Annotated in this window: 14 protein-coding genes and 1 pseudogene; 6 read left to right on the top strand and 9 right to left on the bottom strand. The window is 74.3% G+C overall.

What is annotated here, in order from left to right:
- Window positions 1-66 precede the first annotated feature (66 nt).
- Both AC0OLQ_RS03555 and AC0OLQ_RS03550 read left to right on the top strand, forming a co-directional pair.
- Complete coding sequence (locus AC0OLQ_RS03555) at window positions 67-1,665, top strand: MFS transporter (RefSeq protein WP_484530173.1); 1,599 nt, start codon at window positions 67-69, stop codon at window positions 1,663-1,665.
- The gene (locus AC0OLQ_RS03550) at window positions 1,662-2,312 is read left to right on the top strand and encodes a futalosine hydrolase (protein ID WP_484530172.1); all 651 of its coding nucleotides are present in this window, start codon (window positions 1,662-1,664) and stop codon (window positions 2,310-2,312) included. The genes AC0OLQ_RS03555 and AC0OLQ_RS03550 overlap by 4 nt, the downstream gene beginning before the upstream one ends.
- A 2-nt stretch (window positions 2,313-2,314) precedes the next feature.
- On the opposite strand, the gene AC0OLQ_RS03545 is transcribed toward AC0OLQ_RS03550, so the two are convergent.
- A complete protein-coding gene (locus AC0OLQ_RS03545; RefSeq protein ID WP_484530171.1) occupies window positions 2,315-2,983 on the bottom strand; it encodes a response regulator in 669 nt (222 codons plus the stop codon).
- Entirely contained in the window at window positions 2,980-4,155 is a 1,176-nt protein-coding gene (locus AC0OLQ_RS03540) for a sensor histidine kinase (protein WP_484530170.1), read from the bottom strand. Before AC0OLQ_RS03540 ends, AC0OLQ_RS03545 begins: the two co-directional genes overlap by 4 nt.
- A 202-nt stretch (window positions 4,156-4,357) precedes the next feature.
- On the opposite strand from AC0OLQ_RS03540, the gene AC0OLQ_RS03535 reads away from it, so the two are divergent.
- Window positions 4,358-4,915 carry a hypothetical protein gene (locus tag AC0OLQ_RS03535; protein ID WP_484530169.1) on the top strand — a complete coding sequence of 186 codons (558 nt, stop codon included), beginning with the start codon at window positions 4,358-4,360 and terminating at the stop codon, window positions 4,913-4,915.
- 9 nt (window positions 4,916-4,924) lie between these two features.
- Here the strand turns inward: AC0OLQ_RS03535 and AC0OLQ_RS03530 are convergent, their stop codons facing one another.
- The 3 genes and pseudogenes from AC0OLQ_RS03530 to AC0OLQ_RS03520 all read right to left on the bottom strand — a co-directional run bounded on the left by AC0OLQ_RS03530 (window position 4,925) and on the right by AC0OLQ_RS03520 (window position 6,003).
- On the bottom strand, window positions 4,925-5,161 hold the full coding sequence (locus AC0OLQ_RS03530; protein WP_484532537.1) for a hypothetical protein: 237 nt from the start codon (window positions 5,159-5,161) through the stop codon (window positions 4,925-4,927).
- 79 nt (window positions 5,162-5,240) lie between these two features.
- Window positions 5,241-5,375: pseudogene (locus tag AC0OLQ_RS03525) on the bottom strand (class I SAM-dependent methyltransferase); the annotation flags it as partial.
- Window positions 5,365-6,003 (bottom strand): GNAT family N-acetyltransferase, encoded by a 639-nt coding sequence (locus tag AC0OLQ_RS03520; RefSeq protein ID WP_484530168.1) that lies wholly within the window; start codon window positions 6,001-6,003, stop codon window positions 5,365-5,367. The pseudogene AC0OLQ_RS03525 and the gene AC0OLQ_RS03520, both read right to left, overlap by 11 nt.
- Window positions 6,004-6,113: 110 nt before the next feature.
- Between AC0OLQ_RS03520 and AC0OLQ_RS03515 the strand changes: the two genes are divergently transcribed.
- Window positions 6,114-6,944: a 1,4-dihydroxy-6-naphtoate synthase gene (locus tag AC0OLQ_RS03515; protein ID WP_484530167.1), complete on the top strand. Its 831-nt coding sequence runs from the start codon at window positions 6,114-6,116 to the stop codon at window positions 6,942-6,944.
- Here the strand turns inward: AC0OLQ_RS03515 and AC0OLQ_RS03510 are convergent.
- Window positions 6,905-7,291, bottom strand: a complete 387-nt coding sequence (locus AC0OLQ_RS03510; protein WP_357332703.1) for a cold-shock protein — start codon at window positions 7,289-7,291, stop codon at window positions 6,905-6,907. The genes AC0OLQ_RS03515 and AC0OLQ_RS03510 overlap by 40 nt on opposite strands.
- Before the next feature lie 28 nt (window positions 7,292-7,319).
- Window positions 7,320-7,943 (bottom strand): HAD family hydrolase, encoded by a 624-nt coding sequence (locus tag AC0OLQ_RS03505; protein WP_484530166.1) that lies wholly within the window; start codon window positions 7,941-7,943, stop codon window positions 7,320-7,322.
- An 84-nt stretch (window positions 7,944-8,027) separates the two neighbouring features.
- Here AC0OLQ_RS03505 and AC0OLQ_RS03500 point away from each other — a divergent pair, with 84 nt between their 5' ends.
- Window positions 8,028-10,499, top strand: coding sequence for a helicase-associated domain-containing protein (locus AC0OLQ_RS03500; protein ID WP_484530165.1), 2,472 nt, complete (start codon window positions 8,028-8,030; stop codon window positions 10,497-10,499).
- A 7-nt stretch (window positions 10,500-10,506) separates the two neighbouring features.
- On the opposite strand, the gene AC0OLQ_RS03495 is transcribed toward AC0OLQ_RS03500, so the two are convergent.
- Both AC0OLQ_RS03495 and AC0OLQ_RS03490 read right to left on the bottom strand, forming a co-directional pair.
- Window positions 10,507-10,743 carry a hypothetical protein gene (locus AC0OLQ_RS03495; protein WP_357332890.1) on the bottom strand — a complete coding sequence of 79 codons (237 nt, stop codon included), beginning with the start codon at window positions 10,741-10,743 and terminating at the stop codon, window positions 10,507-10,509.
- 124 nt (window positions 10,744-10,867) lie between these two features.
- Window positions 10,868-11,734, bottom strand: coding sequence for a L,D-transpeptidase family protein (locus tag AC0OLQ_RS03490; RefSeq protein ID WP_484530164.1), 867 nt, complete (start codon window positions 11,732-11,734; stop codon window positions 10,868-10,870).
- Between the two features lie 175 nt (window positions 11,735-11,909).
- On the opposite strand from AC0OLQ_RS03490, the gene AC0OLQ_RS03485 reads away from it, so the two are divergent.
- Window positions 11,910-13,589: a DNA repair helicase XPB gene (locus AC0OLQ_RS03485; protein WP_484530163.1), complete on the top strand. Its 1,680-nt coding sequence runs from the start codon at window positions 11,910-11,912 to the stop codon at window positions 13,587-13,589.
- Window positions 13,590-13,637: the final 48 nt, after the last annotated feature.

Genomic DNA, 13,637 nt, shown 5'->3' with positions numbered 1-13,637 from the left:
ACTCCCCAGAGTCGTTCTCTCCGGGTGATGCGGCACGCGTGGATCAGATGGGCGAGGATGGGACACATGCCGCTGTCCTCCCGCTCCGGCCGGTCCGTCCTCGGGCGGACCGTCGGCACCGGCATCCGCGCCACCCGCCTGCTGCTCCGGGGCTCGCTGCACGGCGGGCGATGGATGACCCGGCGGGCCGGGACGGCCCGGGCCCGCAGCGCCGGCAACGAGGTCGGCATGGTCCGCCTCTTCGACCTGCACGCCCTCTCCTGCGCCGGGGACACGCTGATCGCCATCGGCCTGGCCGGGACGATCTTCTTCGACGTCCCGCTGGGCGAGGCGCGCAACAAGGTCGCGCTCTACCTGCTGGTGACCATGGTTCCGTTCGCCATGCTCGCCCCTGTGGTCGGTCCGCTGCTCGACCACTTCCGGCACGGCCGCCGGTACGCGCTCGCCGCCACCATGCTCGGCAGGGCCTTCCTCGCCTGGCTGATCTCCGACTACATCGGCGGCTTCGGGCTCTATCCCGCCGCGTTCGGGGTGCTCGCCCTCTCCCGGGCGTACGGGGTGGCCCGCTCGGCGGCGGTGCCCCGGCTGCTGCCGGACGGGCTCGGGCTGTCCCAGGTGGGTGCCCGGGCGAGCGTCTACGGCACGGTGGCCGGCGCGCTGGTCGCCCCGATCGGGCTGGCCGCCTTCTGGTTCGGGGCGCAGTGGCCGCTCCGGGTCGCCTCGCTGATCTTCGTGATCGGCATGGTGATCTCGCTCCGGCTGCCGCCACGGGCGGACTCGGAGCCGCCGGAGCGGGTGCCGCGTCCGCTGCGGGCGCTGCGCCGCCGGGACCGGGAACGCCCGCTGGGCCGGGGTCGACCGGCCGGCCGGCTGGTGATCGCCACCCTGATCGGCGCGGCGGCGCTGCGCGGGCTCTACGGGTTCCTGCTGCTATTCCTGGCCTTCGCGATCAAGGGCGGGGACCTGACCACCGACTTCTTCGACCGGGACCTGGGCGCCCAGGGCGCGCTGGGCCTGGTCGGCGGCGCGCTGGCGGTGGGCACCTTCCTGGCCACCGCCATCGGCACCCGGCTGCACATCCACCGCCCGACGGCGATCCAGTCCAGCGGCACGATCATCGTGGCCGGGGTGGCGGTGCTCGCCGCGCTGAAGTTCTCGCTGCCCATGGTGGCGCTGCTCTGCGTGGTCACCTCGCTGTTCAGCGGGATCGCCAAGCTCGCGGTCGACGCCTCGATCCAGGAGCGCATCCCGGAGCGGCTGCGGGCCAGTTCCTTCGCCCACTCGGAGACCGCGCTGATGCTCGCCTTCGTGGCCGGCGGCGGGCTCGGGCTGGTGCCGTTCACCGGCCCGGTCGGCGTGGCGGTCGCCGCCGGCGTGGCCGCGCTGGTGGCCGTCCGCGGGGTGCTGGTGGCCACCCGGCTGCGCGGCGAGCACCTGGTCGGCCGCCCGCTCGGCGACGACGAACTGGCCACCGAGGCGGGTACGGAGTTCGACGACCCCGCCCCCACCTCGCCGGCCCCGCCCCGGGCCGACCCGCCGCCCCCGGCCGACGACGATGACCTGGCGCCGCCCGGGTTCCACATCTACCGCCCCTCCTCCTCCGTCGGTGGGCCGGGCGGGAGCGAGGACGAGAACCGGCGGGAGCCCCGGGGACCGGTGGCGTGAGCGGTCTGCTGGTGGTGACCGCGGTACCCGCCGAGGCGGACGCGGTCCGGGCGGGCCTCACCGACCCCACGGTCACCGTCGTGCCGGTCGGGGTCGGCCCCGCCGTGGCCGGGGCCGCCACCGCACGGTTGCTGGCGCTCGCCGAGGCGGCCGGACGGCCGTACCGGGCGGTGGTCAGCGCGGGCATCGCGGGCGGTTTCGTCAACCGGGTGCCGGTCGGCGGCACCGTGCTGGCCAACCGCAGCGTCGCCGCCGACCTGGGCGCCGAGTCCCCCACCGGCTTCCTCCCGGTGGAGGAGCTGGGCATGCCGGCGGAGCTGCTGGGCGGCGGCAGCGTCGTACCCGCCGACCCCGGCCTGCTCGCCGCCCTGCGGACCGCCCTGCCGGCGGCCGCCGTCGGCGCGGTGCTCACGGTCAGCACGGTGACCGGCACCGCCGCGAGCACCGCGGCCCTCGCCGACCGGCACCCCGACGCGGTGGCCGAGGCCATGGAGGGGTACGGCGTGGCCGTGGCCGCCACCCAGGCCGGCCTGCCCTTCGCCGAGCTGCGCACGGTGTCCAACCCGATCGGTCCCCGCGACCGCGGGTCCTGGCGGATGCGCGAGGCGTTCGCCGCGCTCACCGAGGCGGCGGCCGCCCTCAGCTGACGTCATTCGCCCGGGACGACGAGCCCGGACTCGTACGCGTAGACGACGGCCTGGACCCGGTCGCGCCGGTCGAGCTTGGTGAGGATCCGGCTCACATGGGTCTTGACGGTCTGTTCGGCGATCACGAGGTCGGCCGCGATCTCCTGGTTGGACAGGCCGCGCGCCATGCGGACGAGCACCTCCACCTCGCGCGGGGTCAGCGTGTCGAGGGCGGCCGGCCGGTGGCGGGGGCCGGGCGACTGCCGGGCGAACTGGGCGATCAGCCGGCGGGTGACCGACGGGGCGAGCAGCGCGTCGCCGGCCGCCACCACCCGTACCGCCTGCACCAGCTCGCTGGCCGGGGCGTCCTTGAGCAGGAAGCCGGAGGCCCCGGCGCGTAGCGCCTCGTAGACGTAGTCGTCGAGGTCGAACGTGGTGAGCATGAGCACCTTGGGCCGGTGCGCCGGCGGCGGGGCGTCGAGCAGCAGCCGGGTGGCGGCGAGCCCGTCCAGCCTGGGCATGCGCACGTCCATGAGGACGACGTCGGGCCGGAGCCGGCGGGCCAGCGTGACCCCCTCCAGCCCGTCGGCGGCGCCGCCGACCAGGGTGAGGTCCGGCTGGGCGGCCAGCAGGGCGCCGAACCCCTCCCGCACCATCGCCTGATCGTCGACGATCAGCACGGTTGTCGTCACGACACGTCCTCGGGTTCGTCGGCGTAAGGAAAGGTGGCCACGACGGCGAAGCCACCCGCGCCGTCGAGGCCGGCCGACAGGGTGCCACCCAGGAGAGTGACCCGCTCGCGCATGCCGGCCAGGCCGTGCCCCGGGGCCCGCGGCTGCGGCGGTACGTCCGGCGCGGGGTTGACGACGCTGACCCGCAGGAGGTCGGTGTCGCGGCGCACGGCGACGGCCACCGGGGCGCGGGCGGCGTGCCGGGCGGCGTTGGACAGCGACTCCTGCACGACGCGGTATGCGCACAGCCCGACGGTGGCGGGCACCCCGGCGGCGCCGGTGCTGTCCAGGGTGACCGGCACGCCGGCCCGGCGCGCGCCCTCGACCAGGGCGGGCAGGTCGTCCAGGGTGGGCTGCGGCGCGCGCTCCGGCGGGTCGGCGCCGCGCAGCGTGCCCAGCAGGCGGCGCATGTCGGCCAGCGCCTCCCGGGCGCCGGCGCTGATCGAGGCGAACTCGGCGCGCACCGGCTCGGGCACCGCCGGGTGCCGGTACGGCGCGGTCTCGGCCTGCACGGCGATGAGCGACATGTGGTGGGCGACCACGTCGTGCAGCTCTCGGGCGATGCGGGCGCGCTCTTCCAGGGCGGCGCGGCGGGCGTACTCGGCGCGGGTCAGCTCGGCCTGCCGGTGCAGGGCGCGGCGGGCCCCGGCGCGGCCGGCGAGCGCGTCGACCAGGACCGCGTACGCGGCCAGCGCCAGGCTACCGCCGACGCTGTCCGGGCCGGGGATCCACAGCCACAGCACGGCCACCATGAGCACCCACATCGTCCACAGTGCCGGCCGGCCGTACCGCAGCGCGGCCACGGTGAACGCCAGCACGAACACCGGGATCTGCGGCGGGTCCCAGGCCCAGCTGCCCCACGGGTCCCCGGGGGCGAGCGGGGTGAGCAGGGCGGCCAGCCAGCCGACCCGCCAGGCCAGCAGCGGGTGCTGGACGAGCAGCGCGAGCGGCGCCACCTCGGCCAGGCCGACGAGGGTGGCCCAGCCGTCCGCGCCGGGATGTGCCCGGGCGGCGAGCGCGGCGCACAGCGGGAACCCGACGACGGTGGCGGTGGCGAGCAGCACGACCACCGTCCGGCGTACCGGAGCGGGTCGCCCCGCCAGCCAGGACGGCGCCGGGTCGGTGGCGGTCACGACCGTCCGTAACCCTCGCCACGCGTGCCGGACGATCCGACGGCCGTTGGTCTGCATCACCGGCGAGCCTAACGACCGCGAGCCGGCGGACGCGTGGCGCTGACGGGGGATCTCGCGGCCGGCGGCGTCATACCCGGGAGCCACCCGAGGTTGGCTCTGCACGGCGATGTGCCGGGACCACTCCGCTCCGTAGCGTCGCCCCATGACGATCATTCAGGTACGCAGAGACTGGTCCGGCCACGCTCGTGGCGTCCTCCTCGACGCCGTGTACTGCGGCGGGCTGGCGGTGGTGAGCCTGGCCGGGCTGGGCCTGGTCCTGGTCGGCCGGCCCGCGGCGGCGGCCCGGCTGTCCGGCCGGTGGCAGCGGCTGCGCGGGGAACCGGCGACCCAGCCGGTCCGGTGCCTGCCGGTCGCCGGCAACGCGTTCATGGGGCTGGTGCTCGGGGTGCTGGCGGTCATCCCGCTCGGGATCGAGGCGCTGTTCGTGGCCCGGGGCGTGCTCTACGGCGTGGTGGACGGCGGCCCGTACGACACCTCGTGGGGCGGTCCCACCAGGGGCGGGGCCTGGCTGGCGCACTTCCTGGTGGCGATTCCGTTCGCGCTCGCCGGGCTGGCGGCGCTGTCCGGCCTCGCCCTGTTGCACCGGCGCTGGACGGCTCACCTGGCCGGCGAGCGGCGTGGCGCGTGGGTGGCGCCGGTGGCGCTGCTGGCGTGCGGGGCCGCGGCGGTGCTCTTCGTCGCCTGGCTGCATCAGATCTGAGCCGCGGTGCTAGGGCAGCTTGGCGATGGTGATCATCCGGTTGTGGTCACCGGTCAGCGGTGTGCCGTCCTCGCCGTATGCCGTGACCTGGGTGAATCCCGAAGCCGTGCACCAGTCGCGCAGCTCCGGGAAGGCGAACATTCGTTTCACGAAGGTCAGCGTGCGTGCGCGGCCATCGCGGACGACCGTGCGTTCCACTTCGAAGCGCCCGGTCAGCGGATCCAGGTGATGACGGTCGACGAGCATGTCCCCGTCGTCCCGTGTCGCCGTGACACGCGAAGGCGTGTACGACCACCCGATCGAACCGGCCCGTCCATGGCGGGAGCTCCCGCATGTCGCCGGAGACGTACTCGACGTCCACACCCATCGCCGACGCATCGGCCCGAGCCCGATCCAGGAAGACCGCCGACGAATCGAGGCCGGTAACCCGGCATCCGCGATCGAAGAGGTCATTCGTCACGGTTCACCACCTGTGACCGGGCAGGACCGGCCTTCCACGTCTCACGGGTCATCTCGTACTCGACCTCACCCAGATCCGACCCCGGCAGCGGGTCGTCAAGGGGCGGGAGGAAGGTGCGCACGTGCCGCATGCCGATGGCCTCCATCACGCGTCGCGACCCGGTGTTAACGGCCATGGTCTGCGCGATCACCCGGTTCTGCCCGATGGTGTCGAAAGCATGCCGCAGCAGTGCGCGGGACGCCTCGCTGGCCAGGCCCTTGCGCCAGTGCCGATAGAGGAGGCGGTAACCGAGTTCGGCGACGGTGGGGTCGTCGGGTTGGTCGGGGCCGTGCGCCGGCGGAAGCATCATGAGCCCGACGAACTCGCCGTCGTCCTCGCCTGCCGGCGGCGTCGAGCCGCGCGCGCCACCCTCAGTGCCGAACGCCATCCAGTAGCCCAGGCCGTCCACCGTGCCGGCCAGCGCCATCCGTTGCCCGTGCGAGGCGATCACCTCGTCCCTGGATCGCGCCCGGCCGACGAGGTAGCGGAGCACCTCCGGGTCGGAGTCGAGCTGGACCTCCAACTCGAGGTGCCGGTCGGCGAGAGGCACCAGCAGCAGACGGTCGGTCCGCAGGAGCGGCTGAGGCATGCGGCAACGATCACACGAAAGCCCCCGATGACGCGATCCGATTCCCACCGCAAATCACACGCACTCGCCCGACTGGCAGGGCGGCAACCCCGCGGGGTTACCGTGGGGGCGTGGCGCTCTCCCTGGCGATCTCGCCCTGCCCCAACGACACGTTCGTCTTCGACGCCCTGGTGCACGGCCGGGTGCCCGGCGCGCCGCCGGTGGAGGTGACCTACGCCGACGTGGACGTGACCAACACGGCCGCCGAGCGCGGGGCGTTCGACCTGGTGAAGGTGAGCTACGCGGCGCTGCCGTGGCTGCTCGACGACTACCACCTGCTGCCCTGCGGGGGCGCGCTGGGCCGGGGCTGCGGCCCGCTGGTGCTGACCAGGGGCGACCGCACCGACCTCTCCGGCGCGACGGTGGCGGTGCCGGGCGAGCGGACGACGGCGTACCTGCTGTTCCGGCTCTGGGCGGCGGACCAGGCACCGGCGCGCATCGAGGTGGTGCCGTTCCACGAGATCATGCCGGGGGTGGCCGCCGGGCGGTACGACGCCGGGCTGGTGATCCACGAGGCCCGCTTCACCTACCCGCGGCACGGGCTGACCGCCCTGGTCGACCTGGGCGAGTGGTGGGAGGGCGACACCGGGCTCCCGATCCCGCTCGGCGCGATCCTGGCCCGCAAGGGCGCGGTCGACCCGGTCGAGGCGGCCGCCTGGATCCGGGAGTCGGTCCGGCAGGCCTGGGCCGACCCGGAGGCCAGCCGGGAGTACGTCCTCGCGCACGCGCAGGAGATGGAGCCCGACGTGGTGGACCGGCACATCGGCCTCTACGTCAACGAGTTCACCGCCGACCTCGGAGAGGCCGGCTTCGCCGCCGTGGACGCGCTGCTGGGCCGGGCCGCCGACGCCGGGCTCGTCCCTCAGACCTCCAGCTCGCGCGCCACCGCGTGGACCAGCTGAGCGATCTTCTGCGCGGCCTTCCGGTCGGGGAAGCGGCCCCGGCGCAGGTCCGGCTGGACCTTCGCCTCCAGCACCTTGATCATGTCTTCGACCAGGCCGTGCAGCTCCTCGGCCGGCCGGCGGCGCAGCTCCGCCACCGAGGGCGGCGCCTCCAGCAGCTTGACCCCCATTGCCTGAGCGCCCCGCCGGCTGTCCACCACGCTGAAATCGACCCGCTGGCCGCCCTTCAGGTCGGTGACACCCGTCGGCAGCGCGCCCTTCGGCAGGAATACGTCGCCACCCTCGTCACTGGTGACGAACCCGTATCCCTTGGCCGCGTCATACCACTTCACTCGACCCGTCGGCACCTGAAAACCCCTGCTTCGCTCGGAACCTCTACCCCTCCAAGGCTAGCCCGATGATCCGGTCCAGCGCCGCCGGGAATCCGGTGAGATCGTCCAGCACGACGTGCGCTCCGGCGGCGCTCAGCTCGTCCCTCGGGCAGGGGCCGGTCGCCACTCCCACGCCCGGGATTCCCGCAGCTTGCGCGGCGGCCATGTCGGCCACGTGGTCGCCGACGTAGAGGGTGGCGCCGTGCTCGCGCAGCGCCGTCGCCTTCTCCTCGGCGAACAGGTCGCCGGCCAGCTCGTCGACGGCCAGGCCGAGGTGGTCCAGGTGCAGCTTCGCCAGCCGGCCGATCTTGGAGGTCACCACCATGACCCGGCCGCCGCGCGCGTGCACCGCCGCGATGGCGGCCTCCGCGCCGGGCATCGGCAGGGTCGGGGTGATCGCGTACGCCGGGTAGAGCTCGCGGTACGCGGTCACCGCCTCCTCGACCTGCTCGGGCGGGAACCAGTGCGCGATCTCGGTACGCAGGGGCGGCCCGAGGCGGGACACCGCCAGCTCGGCGTCGACGGGTACGCCGGTCCGCGCGGTCAGCGCCCGGTAGGCGGCCGCGATGCCGGGGCGCGAGTCGACCAGGGTCATGTCGAGGTCGAATCCGACCATCAGTGCGGGCATGCCGAGAACGTACCCGCCCAACCCGGACCGAGGCGGACGTCCGAGGGGCGCGACGGCCCCCGGCCGGGCTAGCGTGGAACGACGATGACCACCTCACTCGCCGACCACCTGCGGACCCTTCCCGACGAGTCCCTGGCCGCCCTCCTCCAACTGCGGCCGGACCTCGTCGTGCCGGTGCCGGCCGACGTCTCCGCCCTCGCCATCCGCGCCCAGTCGCGGGTCTCGGTGGCCCGGGCGCTCGACGGGCTGGACCAGTTCACCCTCCAGATCCTGGACGCCGCCCGGCTCACCCGGGACCCGGAGGGCGGCGGCACCGCCACCGAAGCGATCCTGGCCCTGGCCACCGCCGGCCCGCACCCGCCCGCCCCGACCGCGGTCCGCGGCGCGGTGAACCGGCTCCGCGCGCTCTTCCTGCTGTACGGGCCGGAGCACGACCTGCACGTGGTGGGCGGCGTCGACGAGGTGTCCCCGTACCCGGCGGGTCTGGGCCGACCGGCGGCTGAGCTGGACCCGCGGGCGGCGGCCGTCTGCACGGACCCGGCGAAGCTGCGGCGGACGCTGCTGGCCGCGCCGCCCTCGGCCCGGGCGATCCTGGACCGGCTGGCCGCCGGCCCGCCGGTCGGCACCGTGCCCCCGGGCGCGCTGGACGCCCCCGCCACCGGCGCCGAGGACATCCTTCCGCCGGACCTGGTCAACGGCGGCGCGGCCACCGGCTCGCCGATCCGCTGGCTGGTCGAGCACCGGCTGCTCGTCCGGATGTCGGCCGTCAAGGGCGGCGGCACCGTCGAGCTGCCCCGCGAGGTGGCGCTGCTGCTGCGCCGGGACACCGGCCCGCTCGGCCCGGTACGCACCAGCCCGCCCGTCGTGTCGAGCCCGCCCCGCGAGGCCAAGGCCGTCGACTCGGCCGGGGCCGGGCAGACCATGGAGGTGGTCCGGCACACCGAGGCGCTGCTGGAGGCCCTCGCCGCCGAGCCGGCCCCGGTGTTGCGCTCCGGCGGCGTGGGCGTCCGCGACCTGCGCCGGCTGGCCCGCGGCCTCGGCCTGGAGGACGCGACCACCGCCCTGCTGTTCGAGGTGGCGTACGCGGCCGGGCTGCTGGGCGAGCTGGAGCTGACCGGGGCGGTCACCACCCGGCACGGCGGGGACCAGCAGATCCTGCCCACCGGCGGGTACGAGGTGTGGCGGGCCGCCTCGCTGGCCCAGCGCTGGGAGCAGCTGGCCAGGGCCTGGCTGACCATGACCCGCCAGGTGGGCCTGGTCGGCCAGCGGGACGACCGGGACCGGCCGATCTCGGTGCTCTCCGCCGAGGCGGAACGGGCCGGCGCGCCGGCCGCTCGGCGCTCGGTGCTCGCCGTGCTGGCCGACCTGCCCTCGGCGACCGCCCCCACCCCGGACGAGGTGCTGGAGCTGCTGGACTGGCGGGCGCCCCGCCGGGCGCGGGGCCGGGAGGCCGCGCACCGCGAGGTGCTGGCCGAGGCCGCCCAGCTCGGGGTGACCGGGCTCGGCGCGCTCACCTCGTACGGGCGGCTGCTGCTGGCCGAGCTGACCGACGCCGACGAGCGGGCCGAGGACCCGCTCGGGCTCTACTCCGAGGCCGAGTCGGGCGAGCCGTCGACCGCCGTCCGCGCGCTAGACGCGCTGCTCCCCGCCCCGGTCGATCACTTCCTCGTGCAGGCCGACCTGACCGTGGTGGTGCCCGGCCCGCCCGACCCGGCGCTCGCCGCCGAGCTGGACGTGGTGGCCGAGCACGAGTCGGCCGGCGGGGCGAGCGTGCACCGGGTCACCACGGCCAGCGTCCGAAGGGCCCTGGACGCCGGCTACTCGGCCGACGACCTGCACGCGCTGTTCCGGCGCCGGTCGCGTACCCCGGTGCCGCAGGGGCTGAGCTACCTGGTGGACGACGTGGCGCGCAAGCACGGCGGGCTGCGGGTCGGCTCGGCCGGCGGCTACGTGCGCAGCGACGACGAGGCGCTGCTCACCGAGGTCCAGGCCGACCGAAGGCTGGAGTCGCTGGCCTTCCGGCGGCTGGCCCCGACGGTGCTGGTCACCCCGTACCAGGTGAACCGGATGCTGACCGCGCTGCGCGACGCCGGTTACGCGCCGGTGCCCGAGGACGCCGGCGGCGCGGCCGTGCTCGCCCGGCCGAAGGTCCGGCGGGCGCCGGCCCGAGTGCCGGTGACCAGCCGCAGCCTGGACCCGCTCGCGGCACCGCGGCTGCCGATGCCCCGGCTGCTCGGGGTGGTCGAGCAGATCCGCCGGGGCGAGGCGGCGGCCCGGGCGGCGCGGCGGGCCCCGGCGGTGGTACGCGGCGGAACAGCGGCCACCGGCCCGGCGCCGGCGCACACCCACAGCGACGCGCTGGCCGTGCTCCAGCAGGCGGTGCGGGACAAGGCGCTGGTCTGGGTCGGCTACGTCGACGCGCACGGGGCGACCGCGTCCCGGTTGGTCCGGCCGGTCTCGATGGGGGCCGGCTACCTGCGCGCCGAGGACGAGCGCACCGAGATGCTGCACACCTTCGCGCTGCACCGAATCACCGCGGCGGTACGCGAGGACTGAGCCGTCGTCAGTCGCCGTTGCGGCGGAGCGTGCCGACCACCGACACGGCGAGCAGCAGCCCGAACGCGGCCCCGGCCGACTCGCCGACCGAGTCGACGAAGCCCTGCCGCTGCACCAGCAGCCCGAACAGGAACCAGCCGAAGATGCCGGCGGCGGCGGCCGCGTAGCCGACCAGGGCCGCCGGCGAGACCTCGTGCTGGCGCGTCCGGTCGTCCTCGGGAAGCACGTCGTGATCGACGGTCATCTGCAGCCCCTCCCGCCCCGTGGTGGACCCGGCCTCCAGCGTGGCACCGGAGGGGGTCACCCGGACAGGGGATAAAACCCTGATCCGGTCGGGGACGGTCACGGGCGGTGGTACCGGCCCGGGCTCAGGTGCCGGGGCGGTGGCCGAAGACGACCACCCGGGTGCCGACCGAGCCCAGCTCCCAGAGCCGTACCGCGTCGCGGTGCAGCAGGTTCACGCAGCCGTGCGAGCCGATCCAGGGGTTGTGCAGGTAGGTCGTAGTCTCGTGGAAGCCGATCCCGCCGTTGAACCGCTGCCAGTAGGGCAGCCACACCTCGTACGGGTTGGACCACTCCCGCAGGGTCTTCCCACCCACCGAGTAGGTGCCGGTCGGGGTGGCGTAGCCGGCCATGCCGGTGCGGGTCACCGTCGGGCCCATCACGACCTTGCCGCCGCGCATCGCCCAGACGGTCTGCCGGGTCAGATCGACGCAGAAGGTGGTGCCGGAGCCGGCGCGGCAGCGCCCGGTGTCGGTGCCGGCCAGCCGCTTCGCCACGTCGTAGGTGGTGGCGCCGGCGCGACCGGCGGCCGGGCTGATCCCGTACCGGCTCTGAAACTTCTTGATCGCGGTGCAGTCGGCGGCCGACTGCTTGCCGTCCACGGTCAGCGTCCCGAAGCCGCCCAGCCGGGTCAGGTACGTCTCCACGGCCTTCTGGTGCTCCCCCTGCGGGCACCCGGCGGACCTGGACGGCTTGGGCGAAGCCGGCTTCGGCGTGGTGCTGCGGGAGGGTTTCGGCGTGGCCGTCCGGCTCGGCTGCGCCGACGGGGACGTGGTCGGCTGCTCCGGCGTGGGCGACGCGCTCGCCCCCGATGCCTGTCCCGTCATGCCGACGGGGGCCGGGGCGGCAGCCCCGGATCCGTCGCCCTGTGGATCGAGCGCGCACGCACCGACGCCGACCAGCACGACCGCTGCCAGGCTGACGGCCCGGACGACGAACCGGACACGCTTCATGGGCCCTCCCCCTGGACAGTTGTCCCGCTTGCTAGACGTACGGGACGAGTGTGACGTTGCCTGTCCAGCGAGGTTTTTTCCGATCACCTTTTCCCGTGCAACACTGGATGGTCCGCCTTCGGCAGGTCAGCCGCCGTGCGGGCGAGAATTTCCGGCATAGGGAGAGGACGCTGGCGTGAGCGGTGGACCACTGATCGTGCAGTCGGACAAGACCCTGCTGCTGGAGATCGACCACCCCGACGCCCAGGCGTGCCGGATGGCGATCGCGCCCTTCGCCGAGCTGGAGCGCTCCCCCGAGCACGTGCACACCTACCGGCTCACCCCGCTGGGGCTGTGGAACGCCCGGGCCGCCGGCCACGACGCCGAGGGCGTGGTGGACACCCTGATCAAGTACTCCCGCTACCCGGTGCCGCACGCGCTGCTGGTCGACGTGGCCGAGACGATGGACCGCTACGGCCGGCTCCAGCTCGCCAACGACCCGGCGCACGGCCTGGTGCTCCGCGCGCTCGACCGGGTGGTGCTGATCGAGGTCGCCAAGAGCAAGAAGCTCGCCGGGATGCTCGGCCCGAAGCTCGACGACGACACCATCCAGGTGCACCCCTCCGAGCGCGGCCGGCTCAAGCAGGCGCTGCTCAAGCTCGGCTGGCCCGCCGAGGACCTGGCCGGCTACGTCGACGGCGAGGCCCACCCGATCGAGCTGGCCGAGTCCGGCAAGGACGGCGGAAAGCCGTGGACGCTGCGGTCCTACCAGCGGGAGTCCGTCGAGGCGTTCTGGGCCGGCGGCTCCGGCGTGGTGGTGCTCCCCTGCGGCGCCGGCAAGACCCTCGTCGGGGCGGCAGCCATGGCCGAGGCGAAGGCGACCACGCTGATCCTGGTGACCAACACGGTCGCCGGCCGGCAGTGGAAGCGCGAGCTGATCGCCCGCACCTCGCTCACCGAGGAGGAGATCGGCGAATACTCGGGCGAGCGCAAGGAGATCCGTCCGGTCACCATCGCCACGTACCAGGTGCTCACCTCGCGGCGCGGCGGCGCGTTCACCCACCTCGACCTGTTCGGGGCCCGCGACTGGGGCCTGGTCATCTACGACGAGGTGCACCTGCTGCCCGCGCCGATCTTCCGGTTCACCGCGGACCTTCAGGCCCGCCGCCGGCTCGGCCTCACGGCGACCCTGGTACGCGAGGACGGTCGCGAGGGCGACGTGTTCAGCCTGATCGGCCCGAAGCGGTACGACGCGCCGTGGAAGGACATCGAGTCGCAGGGCTGGATCGCGCCGGCTGAATGCGTCGAGGTCCGAGTCACGCTGACCGACGCGGAGCGGATGGCGTACGCGACGGCCGAGGCCGAGGAGCGGTACCGGATGGCGGCTACGGCGCGGACGAAGTTGCCGGTGGTACGGGCGCTGGTTCAGCGGCACCCGGATGAGCAGGTGCTCGTCATTGGTGGTTACATCGACCAGTTGCACCAGCTTGGGGAGTATCTGGACGCGCCGATCGTGCAGGGGTCGACTACCAACAAGGAGCGGGAGCGGCTGTTTGACGCGTTCCGATCCGGTGAGGTTAAGACTCTGGTGATCTCCAAGGTCGGAAACTTCTCGATCGACCTGCCGGAGGCTGCTGTCGCCATCCAGGTGTCGGGGACCTTTGGGTCTCGGCAGGAGGAGGCGCAGCGGTTGGGGCGGGTGCTGCGGCCCAAGGCGGACGGGCGGCAGGCGCACTTCTACACGGTGGTGTCCCGGGACACGATCGATACCGAGTACGCGGCGCATCGGCAGCGGTTCCTCGCCGAGCAGGGGTACGCGTACACGATTGTGGACGCAGACGACGTCCTCGGGCCGAAGCTGCCGACGATCGACTAATTCCACTCAACGATTCCGCTCCGCCTCCGGGACGACATTCCCGCCGCC

It is taken from the genome of Micromonospora sp. Utrum1 (assembly GCF_057197805.1).
This window is presented reverse-complemented; position numbering and strand designations above follow the sequence as displayed.

Excerpts from the sequence above, each read along its gene's own strand:
- AC0OLQ_RS03555 (WP_484530173.1), top strand. The coding sequence starts at position 67 with ATGCCGCTGTCCTCCCGCTCCGGCCGGTCCGTCCTCGGGCGGACCGTC.
- AC0OLQ_RS03535 (WP_484530169.1), top strand. The coding sequence starts at position 4,358 with ATGACGATCATTCAGGTACGCAGAGACTGGTCCGGCCACGCTCGTGGC.
- AC0OLQ_RS03530 (WP_484532537.1), bottom strand. The coding sequence starts at position 5,161 with ATGCTCGTCGACCGTCATCACCTGGATCCGCTGACCGGGCGCTTCGAA.
- AC0OLQ_RS03520 (WP_484530168.1), bottom strand. The coding sequence starts at position 6,003 with ATGCCTCAGCCGCTCCTGCGGACCGACCGTCTGCTGCTGGTGCCTCTC.
- AC0OLQ_RS03505 (WP_484530166.1), bottom strand. The coding sequence starts at position 7,943 with ATGCCCGCACTGATGGTCGGATTCGACCTCGACATGACCCTGGTCGAC.
- AC0OLQ_RS03500 (WP_484530165.1), top strand. The coding sequence starts at position 8,028 with ATGACCACCTCACTCGCCGACCACCTGCGGACCCTTCCCGACGAGTCC.
- AC0OLQ_RS03495 (WP_357332890.1), bottom strand. The coding sequence starts at position 10,743 with ATGACCGTCGATCACGACGTGCTTCCCGAGGACGACCGGACGCGCCAG.
- AC0OLQ_RS03490 (WP_484530164.1), bottom strand. The coding sequence starts at position 11,734 with ATGAAGCGTGTCCGGTTCGTCGTCCGGGCCGTCAGCCTGGCAGCGGTC.